This window comes from Sphingomonas sp. UBA978, assembly GCF_002292295.1.
In the GTDB taxonomy this organism is placed as follows: Bacteria; Pseudomonadota; Alphaproteobacteria; order Sphingomonadales; family Sphingomonadaceae; genus Sphingomonas.
This window is the reverse complement of the sequence record NZ_DBBS01000005.1, coordinates 38,194-52,744: the sequence shown is the minus strand read 5'-3', so window position 1 is coordinate 52,744 and position 14,551 is coordinate 38,194. Positions and strand designations below refer to the sequence as shown.

At 69.6% G+C, this 14,551-nt stretch carries 24 protein-coding genes; 6 read left to right on the top strand and 18 right to left on the bottom strand.

Going from position 1 to position 14,551, the window contains the following annotated elements; genetic code table 11:
• Positions 1–81: 81 nt before the first annotated feature.
• The 9 genes from B2515_RS01765 to hisB all read right to left on the bottom strand — a co-directional run bounded on the left by B2515_RS01765 (position 82) and on the right by hisB (position 4,648).
• Positions 82–459, bottom strand: coding sequence for a histidine triad nucleotide-binding protein (locus tag B2515_RS01765; protein ID WP_293872934.1), 378 nt, complete (start codon positions 457–459; stop codon positions 82–84).
• A gap of 11 nt (positions 460–470) precedes the next feature.
• Positions 471–779: a phosphoribosyl-ATP diphosphatase gene (locus tag B2515_RS01760; protein WP_293872932.1), complete on the bottom strand. Its 309-nt coding sequence runs from the start codon at positions 777–779 to the stop codon at positions 471–473.
• A 32-nt stretch (positions 780–811) separates the two neighbouring features.
• Positions 812–985, bottom strand: coding sequence for a hypothetical protein (locus B2515_RS01755; protein ID WP_293872930.1), 174 nt, complete (start codon positions 983–985; stop codon positions 812–814).
• On the bottom strand, positions 982–1,356 hold the full coding sequence (locus B2515_RS01750; protein ID WP_293872928.1) for an STAS/SEC14 domain-containing protein: 375 nt from the start codon (positions 1,354–1,356) through the stop codon (positions 982–984). The genes B2515_RS01755 and B2515_RS01750 overlap by 4 nt, the downstream gene beginning before the upstream one ends.
• A 36-nt stretch (positions 1,357–1,392) precedes the next feature.
• Positions 1,393–2,160: an imidazole glycerol phosphate synthase subunit HisF gene (gene hisF, locus B2515_RS01745; protein WP_293872926.1), complete on the bottom strand. Its 768-nt coding sequence runs from the start codon at positions 2,158–2,160 to the stop codon at positions 1,393–1,395.
• 244 nt (positions 2,161–2,404) lie between these two features.
• Positions 2,405–3,145 carry a 1-(5-phosphoribosyl)-5-[(5-phosphoribosylamino)methylideneamino]imidazole-4-carboxamide isomerase gene (gene hisA, locus B2515_RS01740; protein WP_293872924.1) on the bottom strand — a complete coding sequence of 247 codons (741 nt, stop codon included), beginning with the start codon at positions 3,143–3,145 and terminating at the stop codon, positions 2,405–2,407.
• Positions 3,142–3,747 carry an imidazole glycerol phosphate synthase subunit HisH gene (gene hisH / locus B2515_RS01735; protein WP_293872922.1) on the bottom strand — a complete coding sequence of 202 codons (606 nt, stop codon included), beginning with the start codon at positions 3,745–3,747 and terminating at the stop codon, positions 3,142–3,144. The genes hisA and hisH overlap by 4 nt, the downstream gene beginning before the upstream one ends.
• Positions 3,744–4,064, bottom strand: coding sequence for a YciI family protein (locus B2515_RS01730; protein ID WP_293872920.1), 321 nt, complete (start codon positions 4,062–4,064; stop codon positions 3,744–3,746). The genes hisH and B2515_RS01730 overlap by 4 nt, the downstream gene beginning before the upstream one ends.
• Positions 4,061–4,648 (bottom strand): imidazoleglycerol-phosphate dehydratase HisB, encoded by a 588-nt coding sequence (gene hisB / locus B2515_RS01725; RefSeq protein WP_293872918.1) that lies wholly within the window; start codon positions 4,646–4,648, stop codon positions 4,061–4,063. Before hisB ends, B2515_RS01730 begins: the two co-directional genes overlap by 4 nt.
• 72 nt (positions 4,649–4,720) lie before the next feature.
• Between hisB and B2515_RS01720 the strand changes: the two genes are divergently transcribed.
• The 5 genes from B2515_RS01720 to B2515_RS01700 all read left to right on the top strand — a co-directional run bounded on the left by B2515_RS01720 (position 4,721) and on the right by B2515_RS01700 (position 7,514).
• Positions 4,721–5,206: an SspB family protein gene (locus B2515_RS01720; RefSeq protein WP_262829480.1), complete on the top strand. Its 486-nt coding sequence runs from the start codon at positions 4,721–4,723 to the stop codon at positions 5,204–5,206.
• The gene (locus B2515_RS01715) at positions 5,203–5,631 is read left to right on the top strand and encodes a GNAT family N-acetyltransferase (protein WP_293872914.1); all 429 of its coding nucleotides are present in this window, start codon (positions 5,203–5,205) and stop codon (positions 5,629–5,631) included. The genes B2515_RS01720 and B2515_RS01715 overlap by 4 nt, the downstream gene beginning before the upstream one ends.
• Positions 5,632–5,653: 22 nt before the next feature.
• Positions 5,654–7,042 (top strand): class II fumarate hydratase, encoded by a 1,389-nt coding sequence (gene fumC / locus B2515_RS01710; RefSeq protein WP_293872913.1) that lies wholly within the window; start codon positions 5,654–5,656, stop codon positions 7,040–7,042.
• Positions 7,043–7,113: 71 nt separating this feature from the next.
• The gene (locus tag B2515_RS01705) at positions 7,114–7,326 is read left to right on the top strand and encodes a hypothetical protein (protein WP_293872912.1); all 213 of its coding nucleotides are present in this window, start codon (positions 7,114–7,116) and stop codon (positions 7,324–7,326) included.
• Entirely contained in the window at positions 7,323–7,514 is a 192-nt protein-coding gene (locus B2515_RS01700) for a hypothetical protein (protein WP_293872911.1), read from the top strand. Before B2515_RS01705 ends, B2515_RS01700 begins: the two co-directional genes overlap by 4 nt.
• Here B2515_RS01700 and B2515_RS01695 read toward each other — a convergent pair.
• Positions 7,511–8,113, bottom strand: coding sequence for a DUF2585 family protein (locus B2515_RS01695; RefSeq protein ID WP_293872910.1), 603 nt, complete (start codon positions 8,111–8,113; stop codon positions 7,511–7,513). The two genes, B2515_RS01700 and B2515_RS01695, sit on opposite strands and share 4 nt — an antisense overlap.
• On the opposite strand from B2515_RS01695, the gene gmk reads away from it, so the two are divergent.
• The gene (gene gmk / locus B2515_RS01690; protein WP_293872909.1) at positions 8,112–8,777 is read left to right on the top strand and encodes a guanylate kinase; all 666 of its coding nucleotides are present in this window, start codon (positions 8,112–8,114) and stop codon (positions 8,775–8,777) included. The genes B2515_RS01695 and gmk overlap by 2 nt on opposite strands.
• A 9-nt stretch (positions 8,778–8,786) precedes the next feature.
• Here gmk and B2515_RS01685 read toward each other — a convergent pair whose 3' ends face one another.
• The 8 genes from B2515_RS01685 to B2515_RS01650 all read right to left on the bottom strand — a co-directional run bounded on the left by B2515_RS01685 (position 8,787) and on the right by B2515_RS01650 (position 14,514).
• On the bottom strand, positions 8,787–9,473 hold the full coding sequence (locus B2515_RS01685; protein WP_293872908.1) for an ATP12 family chaperone protein: 687 nt from the start codon (positions 9,471–9,473) through the stop codon (positions 8,787–8,789).
• Positions 9,470–9,691: a hypothetical protein gene (locus tag B2515_RS01680; RefSeq protein ID WP_293872907.1), complete on the bottom strand. Its 222-nt coding sequence runs from the start codon at positions 9,689–9,691 to the stop codon at positions 9,470–9,472. The genes B2515_RS01685 and B2515_RS01680 overlap by 4 nt, the downstream gene beginning before the upstream one ends.
• On the bottom strand, positions 9,688–10,341 hold the full coding sequence (locus B2515_RS01675) for an HAD-IA family hydrolase (RefSeq protein WP_293872906.1): 654 nt from the start codon (positions 10,339–10,341) through the stop codon (positions 9,688–9,690). The genes B2515_RS01680 and B2515_RS01675 overlap by 4 nt, the downstream gene beginning before the upstream one ends.
• 43 nt (positions 10,342–10,384) lie before the next feature.
• Positions 10,385–10,969, bottom strand: coding sequence for an FMN-binding negative transcriptional regulator (locus B2515_RS01670; RefSeq protein ID WP_293872905.1), 585 nt, complete (start codon positions 10,967–10,969; stop codon positions 10,385–10,387).
• Positions 10,969–12,105, bottom strand: coding sequence for an RluA family pseudouridine synthase (locus B2515_RS01665; protein ID WP_293872903.1), 1,137 nt, complete (start codon positions 12,103–12,105; stop codon positions 10,969–10,971). The genes B2515_RS01670 and B2515_RS01665 overlap by 1 nt, the downstream gene beginning before the upstream one ends.
• Positions 12,102–12,485 (bottom strand): fluoride efflux transporter CrcB, encoded by a 384-nt coding sequence (crcB, locus tag B2515_RS01660; RefSeq protein ID WP_293872902.1) that lies wholly within the window; start codon positions 12,483–12,485, stop codon positions 12,102–12,104. The genes B2515_RS01665 and crcB overlap by 4 nt, the downstream gene beginning before the upstream one ends.
• Positions 12,486–12,542: 57 nt before the next feature.
• Positions 12,543–13,649, bottom strand: a complete 1,107-nt coding sequence (locus B2515_RS01655; RefSeq protein WP_293872901.1) for an alpha/beta hydrolase family esterase — start codon at positions 13,647–13,649, stop codon at positions 12,543–12,545.
• A 151-nt stretch (positions 13,650–13,800) separates the two neighbouring features.
• A complete protein-coding gene (locus B2515_RS01650; protein WP_293872900.1) occupies positions 13,801–14,514 on the bottom strand; it encodes a hypothetical protein in 714 nt (237 codons plus the stop codon).
• Between the last annotated feature and the right edge of the window lie 37 nt (positions 14,515–14,551).

Genomic DNA, 14,551 nt, shown 5'->3' with positions numbered 1-14,551 from the left:
GCGGGGGATGCTAGCCGCAAATGGGGGAGAGGCAATCCCTTATCGCGCCGCCGCTTCGCGCCGCCTGCCGCGGCGCGGCGATCATCCCGCCAGCATCGGCCCGAGCGGCTTGCCGCCGAACAGGTGGACGTGGAGGTGCGGTACTTCCTGCCCGCCATGGCCGCCGACGTTGGCGAGCAGGCGATAGCCGGGGACGACCAGCCCGTGTTCGCGCGCGACATGACCGATCGCGCGAACGAAGCCGGCGATCTCCGCATCCGACCCGCGGGCGCTGAAATCGTCCCACGACACATAAGCGCCGCGCGGGATCACGAGGATATGCAGCGGCGCGACCGGCGCGATGTCGTGGAAGGCGACGGCATAGTCGTCCTCGTAGACCCGCTGCGACGGGATCTCGTCGCGCAGGATCTTCGCGAAGACGTTCTGGTCGTCATAGGGCAGGGTGGCATCGATCGGCATGGGGCGGGTCCTCAGCGAGCGGCTTTTTCGGCATGGCCCGACACGCCCTCGCGGCGGGCGAGTTCGGCGCGGACGTCGTCCAGCCCCAGCCCGGCATCGGCGAGCAGCACGAGCAGGTGGAAGACGAGGTCGGCGGCCTCGGAGGCGAGCTTGTCCGGTTCGGCGAGCGCGGCGATCACCGTCTCGGTCGCTTCCTCGCCGACTTTCTGCGCGATCTTGGGCCGGCCCCTGGCGAACAGGCTGGCGACGTACGAGCCGCCGGCATCGGCGGCGTCGCGGCGGGCGCGGATGGTGGCTTCCAGGCGATCGAGCGGGTCCATGGCCTCCGCTTGGCGCGGGAGGTGGGGAGGGGTCAATCCTTGATCGGCGGACGGCGCGCGAAACGCCGCCGCATCGCCCGGCGGACGAGCCAGACGCCGAGTGCCGCGACCACGAACAGTGCGACGTCCGACCATTCCGGGCCGGTCCTGCGGTGGACGGTACCGGAATGTCCGCCCGCGACGCTGAGGATCGCGACGGCGGTCATGCCGCCTGCGTCCGTGCATCGGCGGCGACGAGCCAGTCGAGCGCGGCGTCGGCGCAATCGAAGATGCGCAGATAGTCCTGCGTCATGAATCGGCGCACTTGCAGCCGCGTGATCGCGCTGGTGGCGACGATCGCGATCCGGCTGGCGCGATGGAAGGCGCCGAGCCGGCGGTTGATCGCCTGTGCCGCGTCGACCGGCTGGACGCTGGTGCCGCTCATATCCATGCGCAGGCGATAGCCGGTGCGGAAGCCCTCCTCGCGGAAACGGCGGATCAGTTCGTCGGCATAGGCATCGACGGAGGGCTGGTCGAACAGGCCGGTCCATTTGATGTCTACGAGGTTGAGGTCGTGGCGAAAAACGATCGAATACATGACCCTGTGATATGCCCGCGAAGCGTTGCCGAAGCCCTAAACGACCGGTTGCCGCACCGGGATTCCGGCCGCGGCGAGCGCGGCATGCGCATCGGCGATGCTCGCCTCGCCGAAGTGGAAGATCGAGGCGGCGAGGACGGCGCTGGCATGGCCGTCGCGGATGCCGGCGACGAGGTCGTCGAGGCCGCCGACGCCGCCGCTCGCGACGACGGGAACGCTGACGCGGTCGGCGATGGCGCGGACCAGCGCGAGGTCGTAGCCGCTGCGCGTGCCGTCGCGGTCCATCGAGGTGACGAGCAATTCGCCCGCGCCGAGATCGGCGAGGTGGACGGCATGCGCGATCGCGTCGATCCCGGTCGGGCGGCGGCCGCCATGGGTGAACACCTCCCAGCGCTCGCCGACACGGCGGGCGTCGACCGAGGCGACGCAGCACTGGCTGCCGAACCGCTCCGCGATGTCGGCGACGACCTCCGGCCGGGCGACCGCGGCGGAATTGACCGCGACCTTGTCGGCACCGGCGAGCAGCAGCGCCCGGGCATCGTCGGCGCTGCGCACGCCGCCGCCGACGGTCAGGGGCATGAAGCAGACCGCGGCGGTGCGCCGGACGACGTCGAGGATGGTGCCGCGATCCTCGTGAGATGCAGTGATGTCGAGGAAGCACAGTTCGTCGGCGCCCGCGGCGTCATAGGCGCGCGCCTGTTCCACCGGATCGCCGGCGTCGCGCAGTTCGACGAAATTGACGCCCTTCACGACGCGGCCGTTGGCCACGTCGAGACAGGGGATGACGCGGGCGCGTACGGTCATGCTGTGGCTCGTCGGATGGAGAAGGTTTGTTCGCGCGGAGACGCGGAGACGCGGAGAGAAAAAGGATTAGCGCGCGGAGGCGCAGAGGACGCAGAGCCCATGTGGGGAGGCCGGTCGGGCCAGCGCTCGGTTCGGGATCCGCTGCGCAGGAATGGGGAGAGCGCTTCGCGCGGCATCGGACATCGCTGCGTCCTCTGCGCCTCTGCGCGCACCCTCTTCGCGTCTTCGCGCTTTCGCGTGAGCATTATTCTGCCGCCGCCCGCGCCACGCCGAGCGCCGCGGACAGGTCGAGGCGGCCGTCGTAGAGGGCGCGGCCGGTGATGACGCCTTCGACGCCGTCGCGGACGTGGAGAGCGAGGACGTGGATTTCCGCGATCCCCTTGACGCCGCCGCTGGCGATGACCGGAATCGAGACCGAGCGGGCGAGGTCGACCGTCGCCTCGACGTTGCATCCTTTCAGCAGGCCGTCGCGGCCGACGTCGGTGAACAGCAGCGACGCGACGCCGGCATCCTCGAACCGGCGGGCGAGATCGACGACGCTGGTCGTGGAGACGTCCGCCCAGCCCTTGGTCGCGACCATGCCGTCGCGCGCATCGACCGCGACGACGACGCCGCCGGGGAAGTCGCGCGCCGCGCCGCGGACGAAATCGGGATCGTCCAGCGCCGCGGTGCCGATGACGACGCGCGACACGCCGAGGTCGAACCAGCGTTCGACGCTGGCGCGGTTGCGGATGCCGCCGCCGAGCTGGACGTGGCCGGGGAAGCGTTCGACGATGCCGCGTACCGCTTCGCCGTTGACCGATTCACCGGCGAAGGCGCCATCGAGGTCGACGACGTGGAGATGCTGCGCGCCGGCGTCGGCGAACAGCATCGCCTGCGCGGCGGGGTCGTCGCCATAGACGGTGGCGCGGTCCATGTCGCCCTCGGCGAGGCGGACGACCTGGCCGCCCTTCAGGTCGATGGCGGGGAAGACGATCAGGCTCATGGCCGCCACTCCAGGAATTTTGCGAGCATCACCAGCCCGTAGCGCTGGCTCTTTTCGGGGTGGAACTGGACGCCGAGCATCGTGTCGCGCGCGATCGCGGCGGTGACCGGGCCGGCATGGTCGCTGGTCGCGATCACGTCCTCGCCCTCATAGGCGTAGCTGTGGAGAAAATAGGCTTCCCCCGGGGAAACCAGCGCATGGTCGGACACCGGGCGCACGTCGTTCCACCCCATGTGCGGGACCTTGGCGTCCATTGTGCCGGGCTCGATCCGGCGGACGCGGCCGCGCACCCAGCCGAGGCCGCGGTGCTGGCCCATCTCCTCGCCGACGTCCGCCATCAGCTGCATGCCGACGCAGACGCCGAGGAACGGCGCGGCCTCGCGGCGGACGCGGCGTTCCATCGCCTCGACCATGCCCGGCACGCCGCGCAGCGCGGCCGCGCAGGCGCCGAAGGCACCGACGCCGGGCAGGACGATGCGGTCGGCCTTTGCCACCACATCGGGATCGGCGGTGACGGTCAGGTCGGTCGCGCCCGCCGCGCGCAGCGCATTCTCGACCGAGTGCAGGTTGCCCGCGCCATAGTCGATCAGCGCGATCGTCATGACGACAGCAGGTCGGCGAGCGGGGTCGCCGCCATGCTCGCGGTGAAGGGGATGATCTCCGCGCTCGCCAGCCCCTTCGACACGAACGGATCGTTGGCGATCAGCGCCTCGACCTCGGCGCGGTTGCCGATCGCGATGATGACGCCGCCGGTGCGCGGCTGCTTGCGGCCGGAGGCGAGCAGCACGCCGTTGGCATAGCCGTCCGACAGCCAGTCGACATGCGCGCCCATCGCCGCATCGATCGCGCCGATGTCGTCACCATAGGTCAGCGACACGACGCAAAGGTCGGTGCCGGGGCGGGTGAAGGGTTCGGTCATAGCACGCCCTTGGTCGAGGGGATCGCGTCCGCCTTGCGCGGGTCGATCTCGACCGCGGTGCGCAGCGCGCGGGCGAGGCCCTTGTACGCGGCCTCGACGATATGGTGGTTGTTGGTGCCGTACAGCGTCTCGACGTGCAGCGTGATGCCGGCGGTCTGCGCGAAGCTGTGGAACCAGTGTTCGATTAGCTCGGTGTCGAGCTCGCCGAGGCGCGAGACGGTGAAGGCGGTCTTCCACACCAGCCACGGCCGCCCCGAGATATCGAGCGCGACGCGGGTCAGCGTCTCGTCCATCGGGCTGAGTGCGTCGCCGTAGCGGCGGATGCCGCGCTTGTCGCCGAGCGCCTGCGCCACCGCCTGGCCCAGTGCCAGCGCCGAATCCTCGACGGTGTGGTGCCCGTCGATATGGAGGTCGCCGTCGACCTTGAGGTCGATGTCGATCAGGCCGTGGCGGGACAGCTGTTCGACCATATGATCGAGGAAGCCGATGCCGGTGTTGATCGAATAGACGCCGGTGCCGTCGAGATTGACGGTGACGTCGATCCGCGTTTCGGCGGTGGAGCGGTTGATCGTGGCGGTGCGCATCGTCACGCTCCATAGCGTGTGTGGCGGCACACACAATCTTGACCCCGCCGTCCGGTCCGCTACCCAAGGGGCATGACCGACGGCCTGCCAGATAGCCTTATCCCCTATGACGAGATCGTCCAGGAGGCCTTGCGTGCCGTCGTGGGCCGCGTGCTCGGCTCCGTCGCCGAATCGGGCGGCCTGCCGGGCGAGCATCATTTCTACATCACCTTCAAGACGCAGGCGCCGGGCGTCGACATCCCGCAGCGGCTGATCGAGCGATTCCCGGACGAGATGACGATCGTCCTCCAGAACCGCTATTGGGACCTGCTGGTCGACGAGCGGAAATTCTCGGTCGGGCTGAGCTTCAACCAGGTGCCGTCCAAGCTGGTCATCCCCTATTCGGCGATCACCGGATTCCACGATCCGGCGGTGAATTTCGAGCTGCGCTTCCAGGCGACCGAAGACCCGAGCGACGGGCCGGAGCCGCATGACGAGGCGGAGAACGACGGCCCGGCGGTGACGCCGGCGGCGGATGGGTCGAACGTCGTCAGCGTGGATTTCAAGCGGAAGAAATGAGCGCGGCCGGCGATCCGGAGATTGTCTCCGCGCCGTCCGAGGCGGATCGGGAGGCGATCCTTGCGCCGCTGGTCGCCTATAACGAGACGATGGTCGGCCCGACCGAGCGGCATACGGTCGCGATCGTGCTGCGCGACGCGGACGGGGCCATCGTCGGCGGGCTGTGGGGCCTGACCGGTTTTCGCTGGTTGTTCGTGCAATATCTGGCCGTGCCACCCGCGCTGAAGGGGCAGGGGCGGGGTCGTGCGCTGATGCTGGCGGCAGAGGAGGAAGCGCGGCGGCTGGGCTGTGTTGGCGTATGGCTCGATACGTTCAGTTTCCAGGCGCGCGGCTTCTACGAGAAGCTGGGGTATGACGTCGTCGGCCGGATCGACGATTTCCCGCCGGGCGAAGCGCGGTTCTTTCTGCGCAAGCGGATCGACTGACCGCTTCGTGCGGTTGTTGGGTATGACCACACGCACCGAAACCGATTCGATCGGGCCGATCGACGTTCCCGCCGACGCCTATTGGGGCGCGCAGACCGAGCGCAGTCTCGAGAATTTCCCGTTCGGCCCGCGCGAACGGATGCCGGTGGAGATCGTTCATGCGCTGGCGATCGTGAAGCGGGCGGCGGCACGGGTGAACCGCCGGCATGGCCTTGCCGCCGACACGGCCGATGCGATCGAGGCCGCGGCGGAGGAGATCGCGGCCGGCCGGCTCGACGACCAGTTTCCGCTGGTGATCTGGCAGACGGGCAGCGGCACCCAGTCGAACATGAACGTCAACGAGGTGATCGCGGGCCGCGCCAACGAGGTGCTGGCGGGCACGCGCGGCGGCAAGACGCCGGTGCACCCCAACGACGACGTCAACCGCGGCCAGTCGTCGAACGACAGCTTCCCAACCGCGCTCCACGTCGCGGCTGCCCTCGCTGTAACGCGGCACCTGTATCCCGCGCTCGACCGGCTGCACGAGGCGCTGTCGGCGAAGGCGGCGGAATGGGACGATCTGGTCAAGATCGGCCGCACGCACCTACAGGACGCGACGCCACTGACGCTGGGACAGGAATTTTCCGGCTACGTCCAGCAGCTGGCCAATGCGCGCGACCGGATCGCGGGGACGCTGGAGCGCAACATCATGCCGCTGGCGCAGGGCGGCACCGCGGTCGGCACCGGGCTCAACGCGCCGGCGGGCTTTGCCGAGGCGGTGGCGGCCGAAATCGCGGCGTTGACCGGCCTGCCGTTCGTCACCGCGCCCAACAAGTTCGAGGCATTGGCGTCGAACGACGGTCTGGTCGACCTGCACGGCACGCTCAACGTGCTGGCGGTGGCGCTGACCAAGATCGCGAACGATATCCGCCTGCTCGGGTCGGGGCCGCGCTCCGGCCTCGGCGAGCTGGAGCTGCCCGCCAACGAGCCGGGCAGCTCGATCATGCCCGGCAAGGTCAATCCTACGCAGGCCGAGATGCTGACGATGGTCGCGGCGCAGGTGATGGGCAACAATGTCGCGGTGACGGTCGGCGGCTTGCAGGGCCATATGGAATTGAACGTCTTCAAGCCGTTGATCGGCGCGAACGTGCTCCGTTCGATCGCGCTGCTGAGCGTCGGCATGCAGAGCTTCGCCGAGCGGACGGTGGACGGGCTGAAGGCCAATCGCGAGCGGATCGGCGCGCTCGTCGAACAGTCGCTGATGCTGGTCACCGCGCTGGCGCCCGAGGTCGGCTACGACAATGCCGCGAAGATCGCCAAGCACGCGCACCAGACGGGGCAGACGCTGAAGCAGGCGGGGCTGGAGCTGGGCCTCGTCGACGCGGCGACGTTCGACCGGCTGGTACGGCCCGAGACGATGATCGGCCGCTAGCGGCGCGGCCGTCACGAGGAACTTCCCCGCGGTTCGCGCGCTTCGAAGCACCACACCGCAAGGGGCATGATGTGAGCACGACAACCACAGGCGCGCTGATCGGCGCGGCGATCGATTCGATATCGGGCGACGACGGCGTCGCGGACGGCGCGATCATCGGTGCGGTGACGGCGAACGTGCTCAAGATCGTGCTGCCGCTCGCCGTCACCTATGCGGTCGGCTGGGCGGTGCTGCGCGGTGCGACGGAGCTCAAGGACCAGATTTTCGGAAAGGTGGAAGCATGATCGGCAAGATTATCGGTGCGCTCGTCGGGCGCGAAATGGGTCGTCGCGAGGGCGGCAACGGCATGAAGGGCGCAGCGATCGGCGCGCTGACCATGGGTGCGATGCGCCGGATGGGCCCGCTCGGCATGCTGCTCGGCGGCGGCTATGTCGCCAAGAAGGCCTATGATCGCCGCCGCGGACGGATCTAACCCGCCTGCCAGATGCGGATCGCGTCCACGGGCGCGATTAGCATCAGCAGGTTGAGCGTCAGATTGTCGCGGATCGCGGCCAGTGCGACCAGTTCGAGGATCACGACCAGCCCGGCGCTCGCCCACCATGGCAGGCGCCGGGCGATCGCGAATCCGAGCATCATCATCGCGATGTCGCTGATCGAATTGAGCCCGCTGTCCCCGGTATAGCCCCAGGCCATGGTGACGCTGCGATAGCGATCGATAATCAGCGGCGAATTTTCCAGGATTTCCCACCCCGCCTCGATCGCCACCGCGACGACCAGCCGCGCGGTCCATGGCCAGCGGCGCAGCGCGAGCCGGGTGATGCCATAAAAGAGCAGACCGTGGACGATATGGCTGAGGCTGTACCAGTCGGAAAGCTGCTGGCTGTTCTGGTCGGACTGGACCGCGCCGTGCCACAGCGCGATCCGGCCGCAGGGGCAGATCGCCGACCGGCCCATCAGCAGCAGGATCGCAGCGGTGGCGACCAGCAGCAGCGGGATCAACCACGCACTTTTCGCGGCGAGCCGGCCACCGATGCTTGACGCCCGCCCCACCCAGACGCCACTAGCGCGCATGCCGTCGTCCCTCCCCACCGATCCGCACAACTTCCGCCGCCGTGGCGTCCTGTTCGTGCTGTCTTCGCCATCCGGCGCGGGCAAGTCCACCATCGCGCGCAAATTGCTGGCCGACGAACCCGAACTGGCGATGTCGGTGTCGGCGACGACGCGGACGATCCGGCCCGGCGAAACCGACGGCAAGGACTATCATTTCGTCGACCTCGAGGAATTCCGCCGCATGGCCGCGGAGGACGAATTCCTCGAATGGGCGCACGTCTTCGGCCACCGCTACGGCACGCCGCGCGCACAGGTCGAAGAGATGCTGGCGGCGGGTAAGGACGTGCTGTTCGACATCGACTGGCAGGGCGCGCAGCAGCTGTTCCAGATCGCCGGCGGCGACGTCGTCCGCGTGTTCATCTTCCCGCCGTCGATGGCGGAGCTTCGTACCCGCCTGACCAACCGCAACACCGATTCGGCCGAGGTGATCGACGCGCGGATGGCGCGCGCCGCCAACGAGGTCAGCCACTGGGACGGCTATGACTATGTGCTGGTCAACGACGACGTCGATCAGTGTTTCAAGGGCGTGAAGACGATCCTGGCTGCGGAACGGTTGAAGCGGTCACGCCAGACCGGCCTGATCGGCTTCATCCGCCGCCTGACCCGGGTCGCCGAAACGCACTGATCGCGGCCGTCAGGTTTCCAGCGCGGACAGGAACGCCGACGCGGCGTCGAATTCGCGGCGCTTGTGGGCGCGGGCCTGAGTCGCGAGGTCGTCCTCGCCCCACATCTCCGCCTGCCAGTCTTCGTCGACGTGAGCGGCCGCCCACAGGCTGTCCGCATCGCCGGCGCGTTCGACCAGCGCGAGCGCGAGCACCAGCGATCCGGTGATCGTCACCACCGGCGACAGCCCCGCCAGCCGGAACGGATCGAGCGCCGCCACCGCTTCGCCGAGGCGCGCGCGCGTCGCCGTGGGCTGGGCGCGGTGGACGATGCCGGCGGTGGTTTCGAAATGCACGTCGTAGCGCGCACGCGCCCAGTCGAGCCACGGGTCCCACGCGGCCTTCTGCCGGTCGATCAGCGGATCGGGCGTTTGGGCACGGTAATAGAGCAGGTCGCTGTCGCCATAAGCGGCGAGGCCGGCGGCGAAGGGCGCGGACGCGGGTGCGATCCGGTCGATCGCCGCATTGGCCAGCCCGGTCAGCGGCATCGCGCGTGGATCGACCGTCTCCGGCACCGCGCGCCATTCCGCCGCGACCAACGCCGCGAGCGCGTCGGTCGGCAGCGCGAGCGGCACGCGGCCGGGCGTGCGCACCGGCCGGCCATCGAGCGTCACGACGCGATCGGCGTCGACCGCGACCTCGGTCCAGAAGCGCTTCATGACCCGGGCGGGGTCCGCCAGCGGTGCGCGAGGCTCGCCGGCACGATTGCGACCACCGCCAGCGCCGACAGGGTGATCGCGACGCCGAGCACCTTTACCGGCCAGTCGGGTGCGCGCACCGCCAGCACCAGCCCGAACACGGCGCCGAGGCTGCCGACGATGCGGCTGGCGACGATGCCGAGCCAGCGGCGGCGGGCTCGCGCCTCGTGCGCGGTCATACCAGCAGGCCCGGCAGCGCGGCGACATGATCGGCGACGACGTCGGCGCCGCCATCGATTAGGTCGCGCACATCGTGATAGCCCCAGGCGACACCGACCGCGCGCACACCCGCCGCCCTGGCCATCGCCATGTCGAAACTGGTGTCGCCGATCATCGCGCTGTTCTGCGGCGTCGCGCCCGCTTCGTCCATCGCCGCGAGCAGCATCGCCGGATCGGGCTTGGACGGATGGCGGTCCGCGGTCTGCAGGGTGACGAAGCGGTCGGCGATATCATGGTGCGCGAGGATGTGCGCCAGCCCGCGATCCGACTTGCCGGTCGCGACGCCGAGCGTCCACCCGCCCGCCGCGAGCGTCCGCAGCACGTCGCCGATCCCCTCGAACAAAGGCTCCTCCGCCATCGCGCCGCTGGTGCGCAGGCGGAAGAACGCATCCTTGTAATCCGCCGCCATCCGCCGGTGCTGCGCGTCGTCGGCATGCGGCAGCAGCGCGCGGATCGCCTCGACCAGGCTCAGTCCGACGATGCGCCGGATCGCGGGTCGCGGCGGCGCGGGCAGGTCGGCGATGCGGAACGCCTCCTCCATCGCGACGCAGATATTGGCCTGGCTGTCGACGAGCGTGCCGTCGCAGTCGAACACGGCGAGTTTGGTCATCGTGCTGCCGTAGCGGGGCGGGACGGACAGGTGAAGGGGCTGGTCAGCGCAGCGTGTCCATCCGGTCGGCCAGCGCATGCCGTCCCTCGCGGCGCAGCCCCGCGACGACGCCGGCGCGATCCTGCGGTGTCTTGTTCTGGCTGAGCTTGGTCGTGCCGCGCACCGCCGTCACCGTGACGTCGAACCCACGGATGCCGCCGAGCAGCTTCGCGAAGACGACGGGATCGACCTTGTCGCGCGTCCAAGGATCGTCGCGCGGTTCGTGCAGCGCCGCAAGCCGGTCCAGCTGTTCCGTCAGTTCGTCCGCACCGATCGCGTTGGCGATGCCATCGACCTCGACCGACACGTAATTCCAAGTCGGCACCTGATTGCCGGGCGCTGCGTAGAAATTGGCGCTGACATAGCCCTGTACCTCGGCCAGGCTCAGCACGACCGATGCGCCGTCCATATGCGGCGCGATGCGGTTGGCGCGCGACACATGGAAGCGCAGCCGTTCGCCATGCAGCGTCACCGGAGCCTGTACCACCATCGGCCCGTCCGGCGTCGCCGCGAAGATATGGGCGAATCCGATCCGCTCCGCATCGGCAAGCAACGCCGTATCCGACCGAAACCGGGGGTCGGGGTGCATCAGTCCTTGGCGCCGCGCCGGCGCCGCTCGCCGCGATGCTCCTTGCGCATCGACTTGGCATGCGCCTTGGCGCGTTGCTTGAGCACGGCCTTGGGCGGCGGCCCCTTCTTCACTTCCTCGAACGGCATCGCATCGCCCTTCGCCTCGTCGAAGCCCAGGGTGGCGAGGCTCTCGGCGAAGTGCGTCGGCAGGCTCGCGGTTTCGTCGATGCTGCCGCCGTCGGGATGGTCGACGCGGATGCGGCGTGCGTGCAGGTGCATCTTGCGGCTGATCCCGCCGGTCAGGAATGCCGCCGCGCCGCCATATTTGCCGTCGCCGACGATCGGATGGCCGATCGCCGCCATATGGACGCGCAGCTGATGCGTACGGCCGGTGAACGGCTGTAACTCGACCCAGGCGCAGCGGTTGCCGGCGCGTTCGATGACGCGATAGCGGGTGCGCGCGGGCGAGCCGTTCTCCTCGTCGACGTGCATCTTCTCGCCGCCGGTGCCGGGCTGCTTGCCGATCGGCAGGTCGATGACGCCATCCTCGATCGAGGGGACGTCGACGATCAGCGCCCAATAGATCTTGCGCGCGGTGCGGCCGGAAAAGGCCTTGGCGAAGAACGCCGCGGCGCGGCTGGTGCGGGCGACGAGCAGCGCGCCCGACGTGTCCTTGTCGAGGCGGTGGACGAGCTTCGGCCGCCCTTCGGCATCGTACTGCAGCGCGTCGAGCAGGCCGTCGACGTGATCGATCGTCTTGGTGCCGCCCTGGGTGGCGAGGCCGGGCGGCTTGTTGAGGACGAGCGCCTGCAGGTCCTTGTGGATCACCATCTCGCGCGCGAAGGCGGTCTGGTCCTCGCTCAGCGGCGCGCGTTCGCGCTTCGGCTTGGCGACGACGACGCCGGCCTCGTCCTTGATCTCGGGTTCGGGCGGCGGCACGCGCAGCGTCTGGCCGGCCTTGATCCGGTCGCCCGGCGTGGCGCGCGATCCATCGACGCGCAATTGGCCGGTGCGTGCCCATTTGGCGACGGTGGTGAAGCTGGTGTCGGGCAGATGCCGTTTGAACCAGCGATCGAGCCGGATGCCGTCGTCGTCATAGCCGACGTTGAACTGGCGGATGCCCTGATCCCGGATCGCCTTGCTGTCGTCGCTCATGCCAGCGTGCCTCCGGTGCGGGTCATCATCAGCCCGGCGAACAGCGCCAGCACCGATCCGGTCACGGACAGCAGGACATAGAAGAGCGCGGTGCCGGGCGCGCCGCGCTCGATCAGGGTGACGACGTCGAGGCTGAACGAGGAAAAGGTGGTGAAGCCGCCGAGCACGCCGACGCCGACGAACAGCCGCCACGCCTCGCCGGAGCCGGCGGCGCGCACGAGGCTGCCGGCCAGCGCGCCCATCAGCAGCCCGCCGATCAGGTTGACGGCGAGGGTGCCGTAGGGGAAGTTCGGGCCGAACAGCGAAAGCGCGGCGCGGCCGGTGAGATAGCGTGCGCCGCTCCCTAGGGCACCGCCGACCATGACTAAGACAAGAGGCATGCCGCTCGCCCTAAAGCAAGAACGCCGTCAGGGGAATGCAGGCCGCACACCGCCGCGTCAGCGGACGAGCCCGGCGGCCCGCAGCGCATCGTCGATGATCGCGGCGACGCCGGTCACCTCGCGTCGGGGCGTCGGTTCGGGGCGCAGGCGCTGCGGCTGGCGGGGCGCGGCGGTGGAGGCAGTGGGGTCGCCGGTCGCCGCGGGGGCGGGCGCGATGCCCCAGAAGGCGGCGATCCGCCGCGTCGAGGAAATGCCGACGTCGAGCATGAACGCGCCGGCGGTGCCGCCCGCCTCCGCGCCGCGCGTCGCGATCGGCGTGCCATGGCCCATGCCGGCGATGCGGTGATCCTCGATCACCGTCCGGCCGGCGGCGTCCTGCCACGTGCGATGCACCTGACCGCCGGTCGCGCTGCGCGATGCCGGCGTGTCGGCGACGCCGTGCAGCGCGCGCCATTGGGTCAGGATCGCCTCGGCATTGGCATCCTGCACCGTCGCATCCGAATCGCCATGCCACACCGACAGCGTCGGCCAGCGGCCGCTATGCCCCGACGCATCGCGTGCCAGCGTGGCCAGCGCGGCGTCGTCGGGCATGCCGTGGCCGCGCATCCGGTCGAGCGCCTGCACCACGCCCATCGCGGTGCCATAGGGCAGGCCGCCGATGATCGCGCCACCAGCGAACAATTCGGGATAGGTCGCCAGCATCACCGCGGTCATCGCGCCACCGGCGGACAGGCCGTTGATGAAGATCCGGTCGGGATCGACGTCGTGATCGTCGCGGATCGCGGCGATCATCTCGTGGATCGACTGCGCCTCGCCATGGTCGCGGCTGACGTCTTCGGCGGCGAACCAGTTGAAGCAGCGGTTGGGATTGTTGGCGCTCTTCTGTTCCGGGAACAGCAGCACGAACCCCTGTTCGTCCGCGAGTCGCGACCAGCCCGCACCCATGTCGTAGCCGGCGGCATTCTGCGTGCAGCCGTGGAGGACCACGACCAGCGCCGGCCGTGCCGCGACGCTGGCGGGCACATACAAGCGCGCGCGCAGGTTGCCGGGATTGCGGCCGAAGCCATTGAGATCGGTCAGGCGATCGGGCGTCGTCCCGGTCCGCCCGTCGAGCGGCATGCGGGCGGCGGCCAGGCGGCCGATGGTATCGGACAAACGTCGCATGCGCGCACTCCACGTAAGGGGCAGGATCGCCGGCAGACGTATTGATGCTGCGCTGCACAATATGGGCGAGCGGCCGGAGATCGCAAGCGATGATCGCCTTGATCTATGGCAGTGCTGTTGCCGTACCCTTGGCTGACCCGCCGCTCTGGCGTTAGCGGACCAGCAGGTCGATGTCGCTGCCGCCGCCAGGGCTGGCGGTCGCATAGACGATATAGGCGGCATCGCCGCGCGTGCCGCCCAAGATGTGCTGTGCGCCCGACGCCTGATGCTCGGCGGAATAGCCGGCGCGGCTGACACGCGCATTGTACCAGTCGAGGATGCGGCCGACCGGCGCGGCGCTGGTGAAGCTGACGACGCGCAGCCCGCAGGCGTCGTTGCCGGCGGCCTCGCGCACGCGCGCATCGGGATAGAGCGGCACGTCGGCGGGCAGGCGGTTGGCCCAGGCGGCGGAATAGGTCACGCGCTGCGCGCAGCCGCCGTCGCCAGACTGGCGCGCCGCGAGCTCACCCAGCGTCAGCGCGCCATCGGCCTTGCGACAGGCCGGGCAGTCCTTGCCGGCGGCGGGGACGGGCTTGAGATCCGCGGCGCGCACGCCGTCGCCGCTGCGGGCAGGGTCGACCGGCACCGACAGCGGGTCGGGGCGGCTCGGCGGGCGCACGACATTGGTGTTGGCGCTCTGCGTCAGCGCGGGATCGACCATGATCTGGTCGTGCAGCGCCGCGGTCAGCGCCGGATCGCGCGTGTTGCCCGCCGCCGATCCGGTCAGTTCCCGGTCGAGGCTGTCGAGGTCCTGCTGCGATGCGGGTTCCTTGCTGCACGCGGCGAGCAGCAGGACGGACAGGAGGAGGGCGCGATTCGTCGTCACGCCATGGTCATGGCGCAGCCGCCGTTAAGGTGCCATC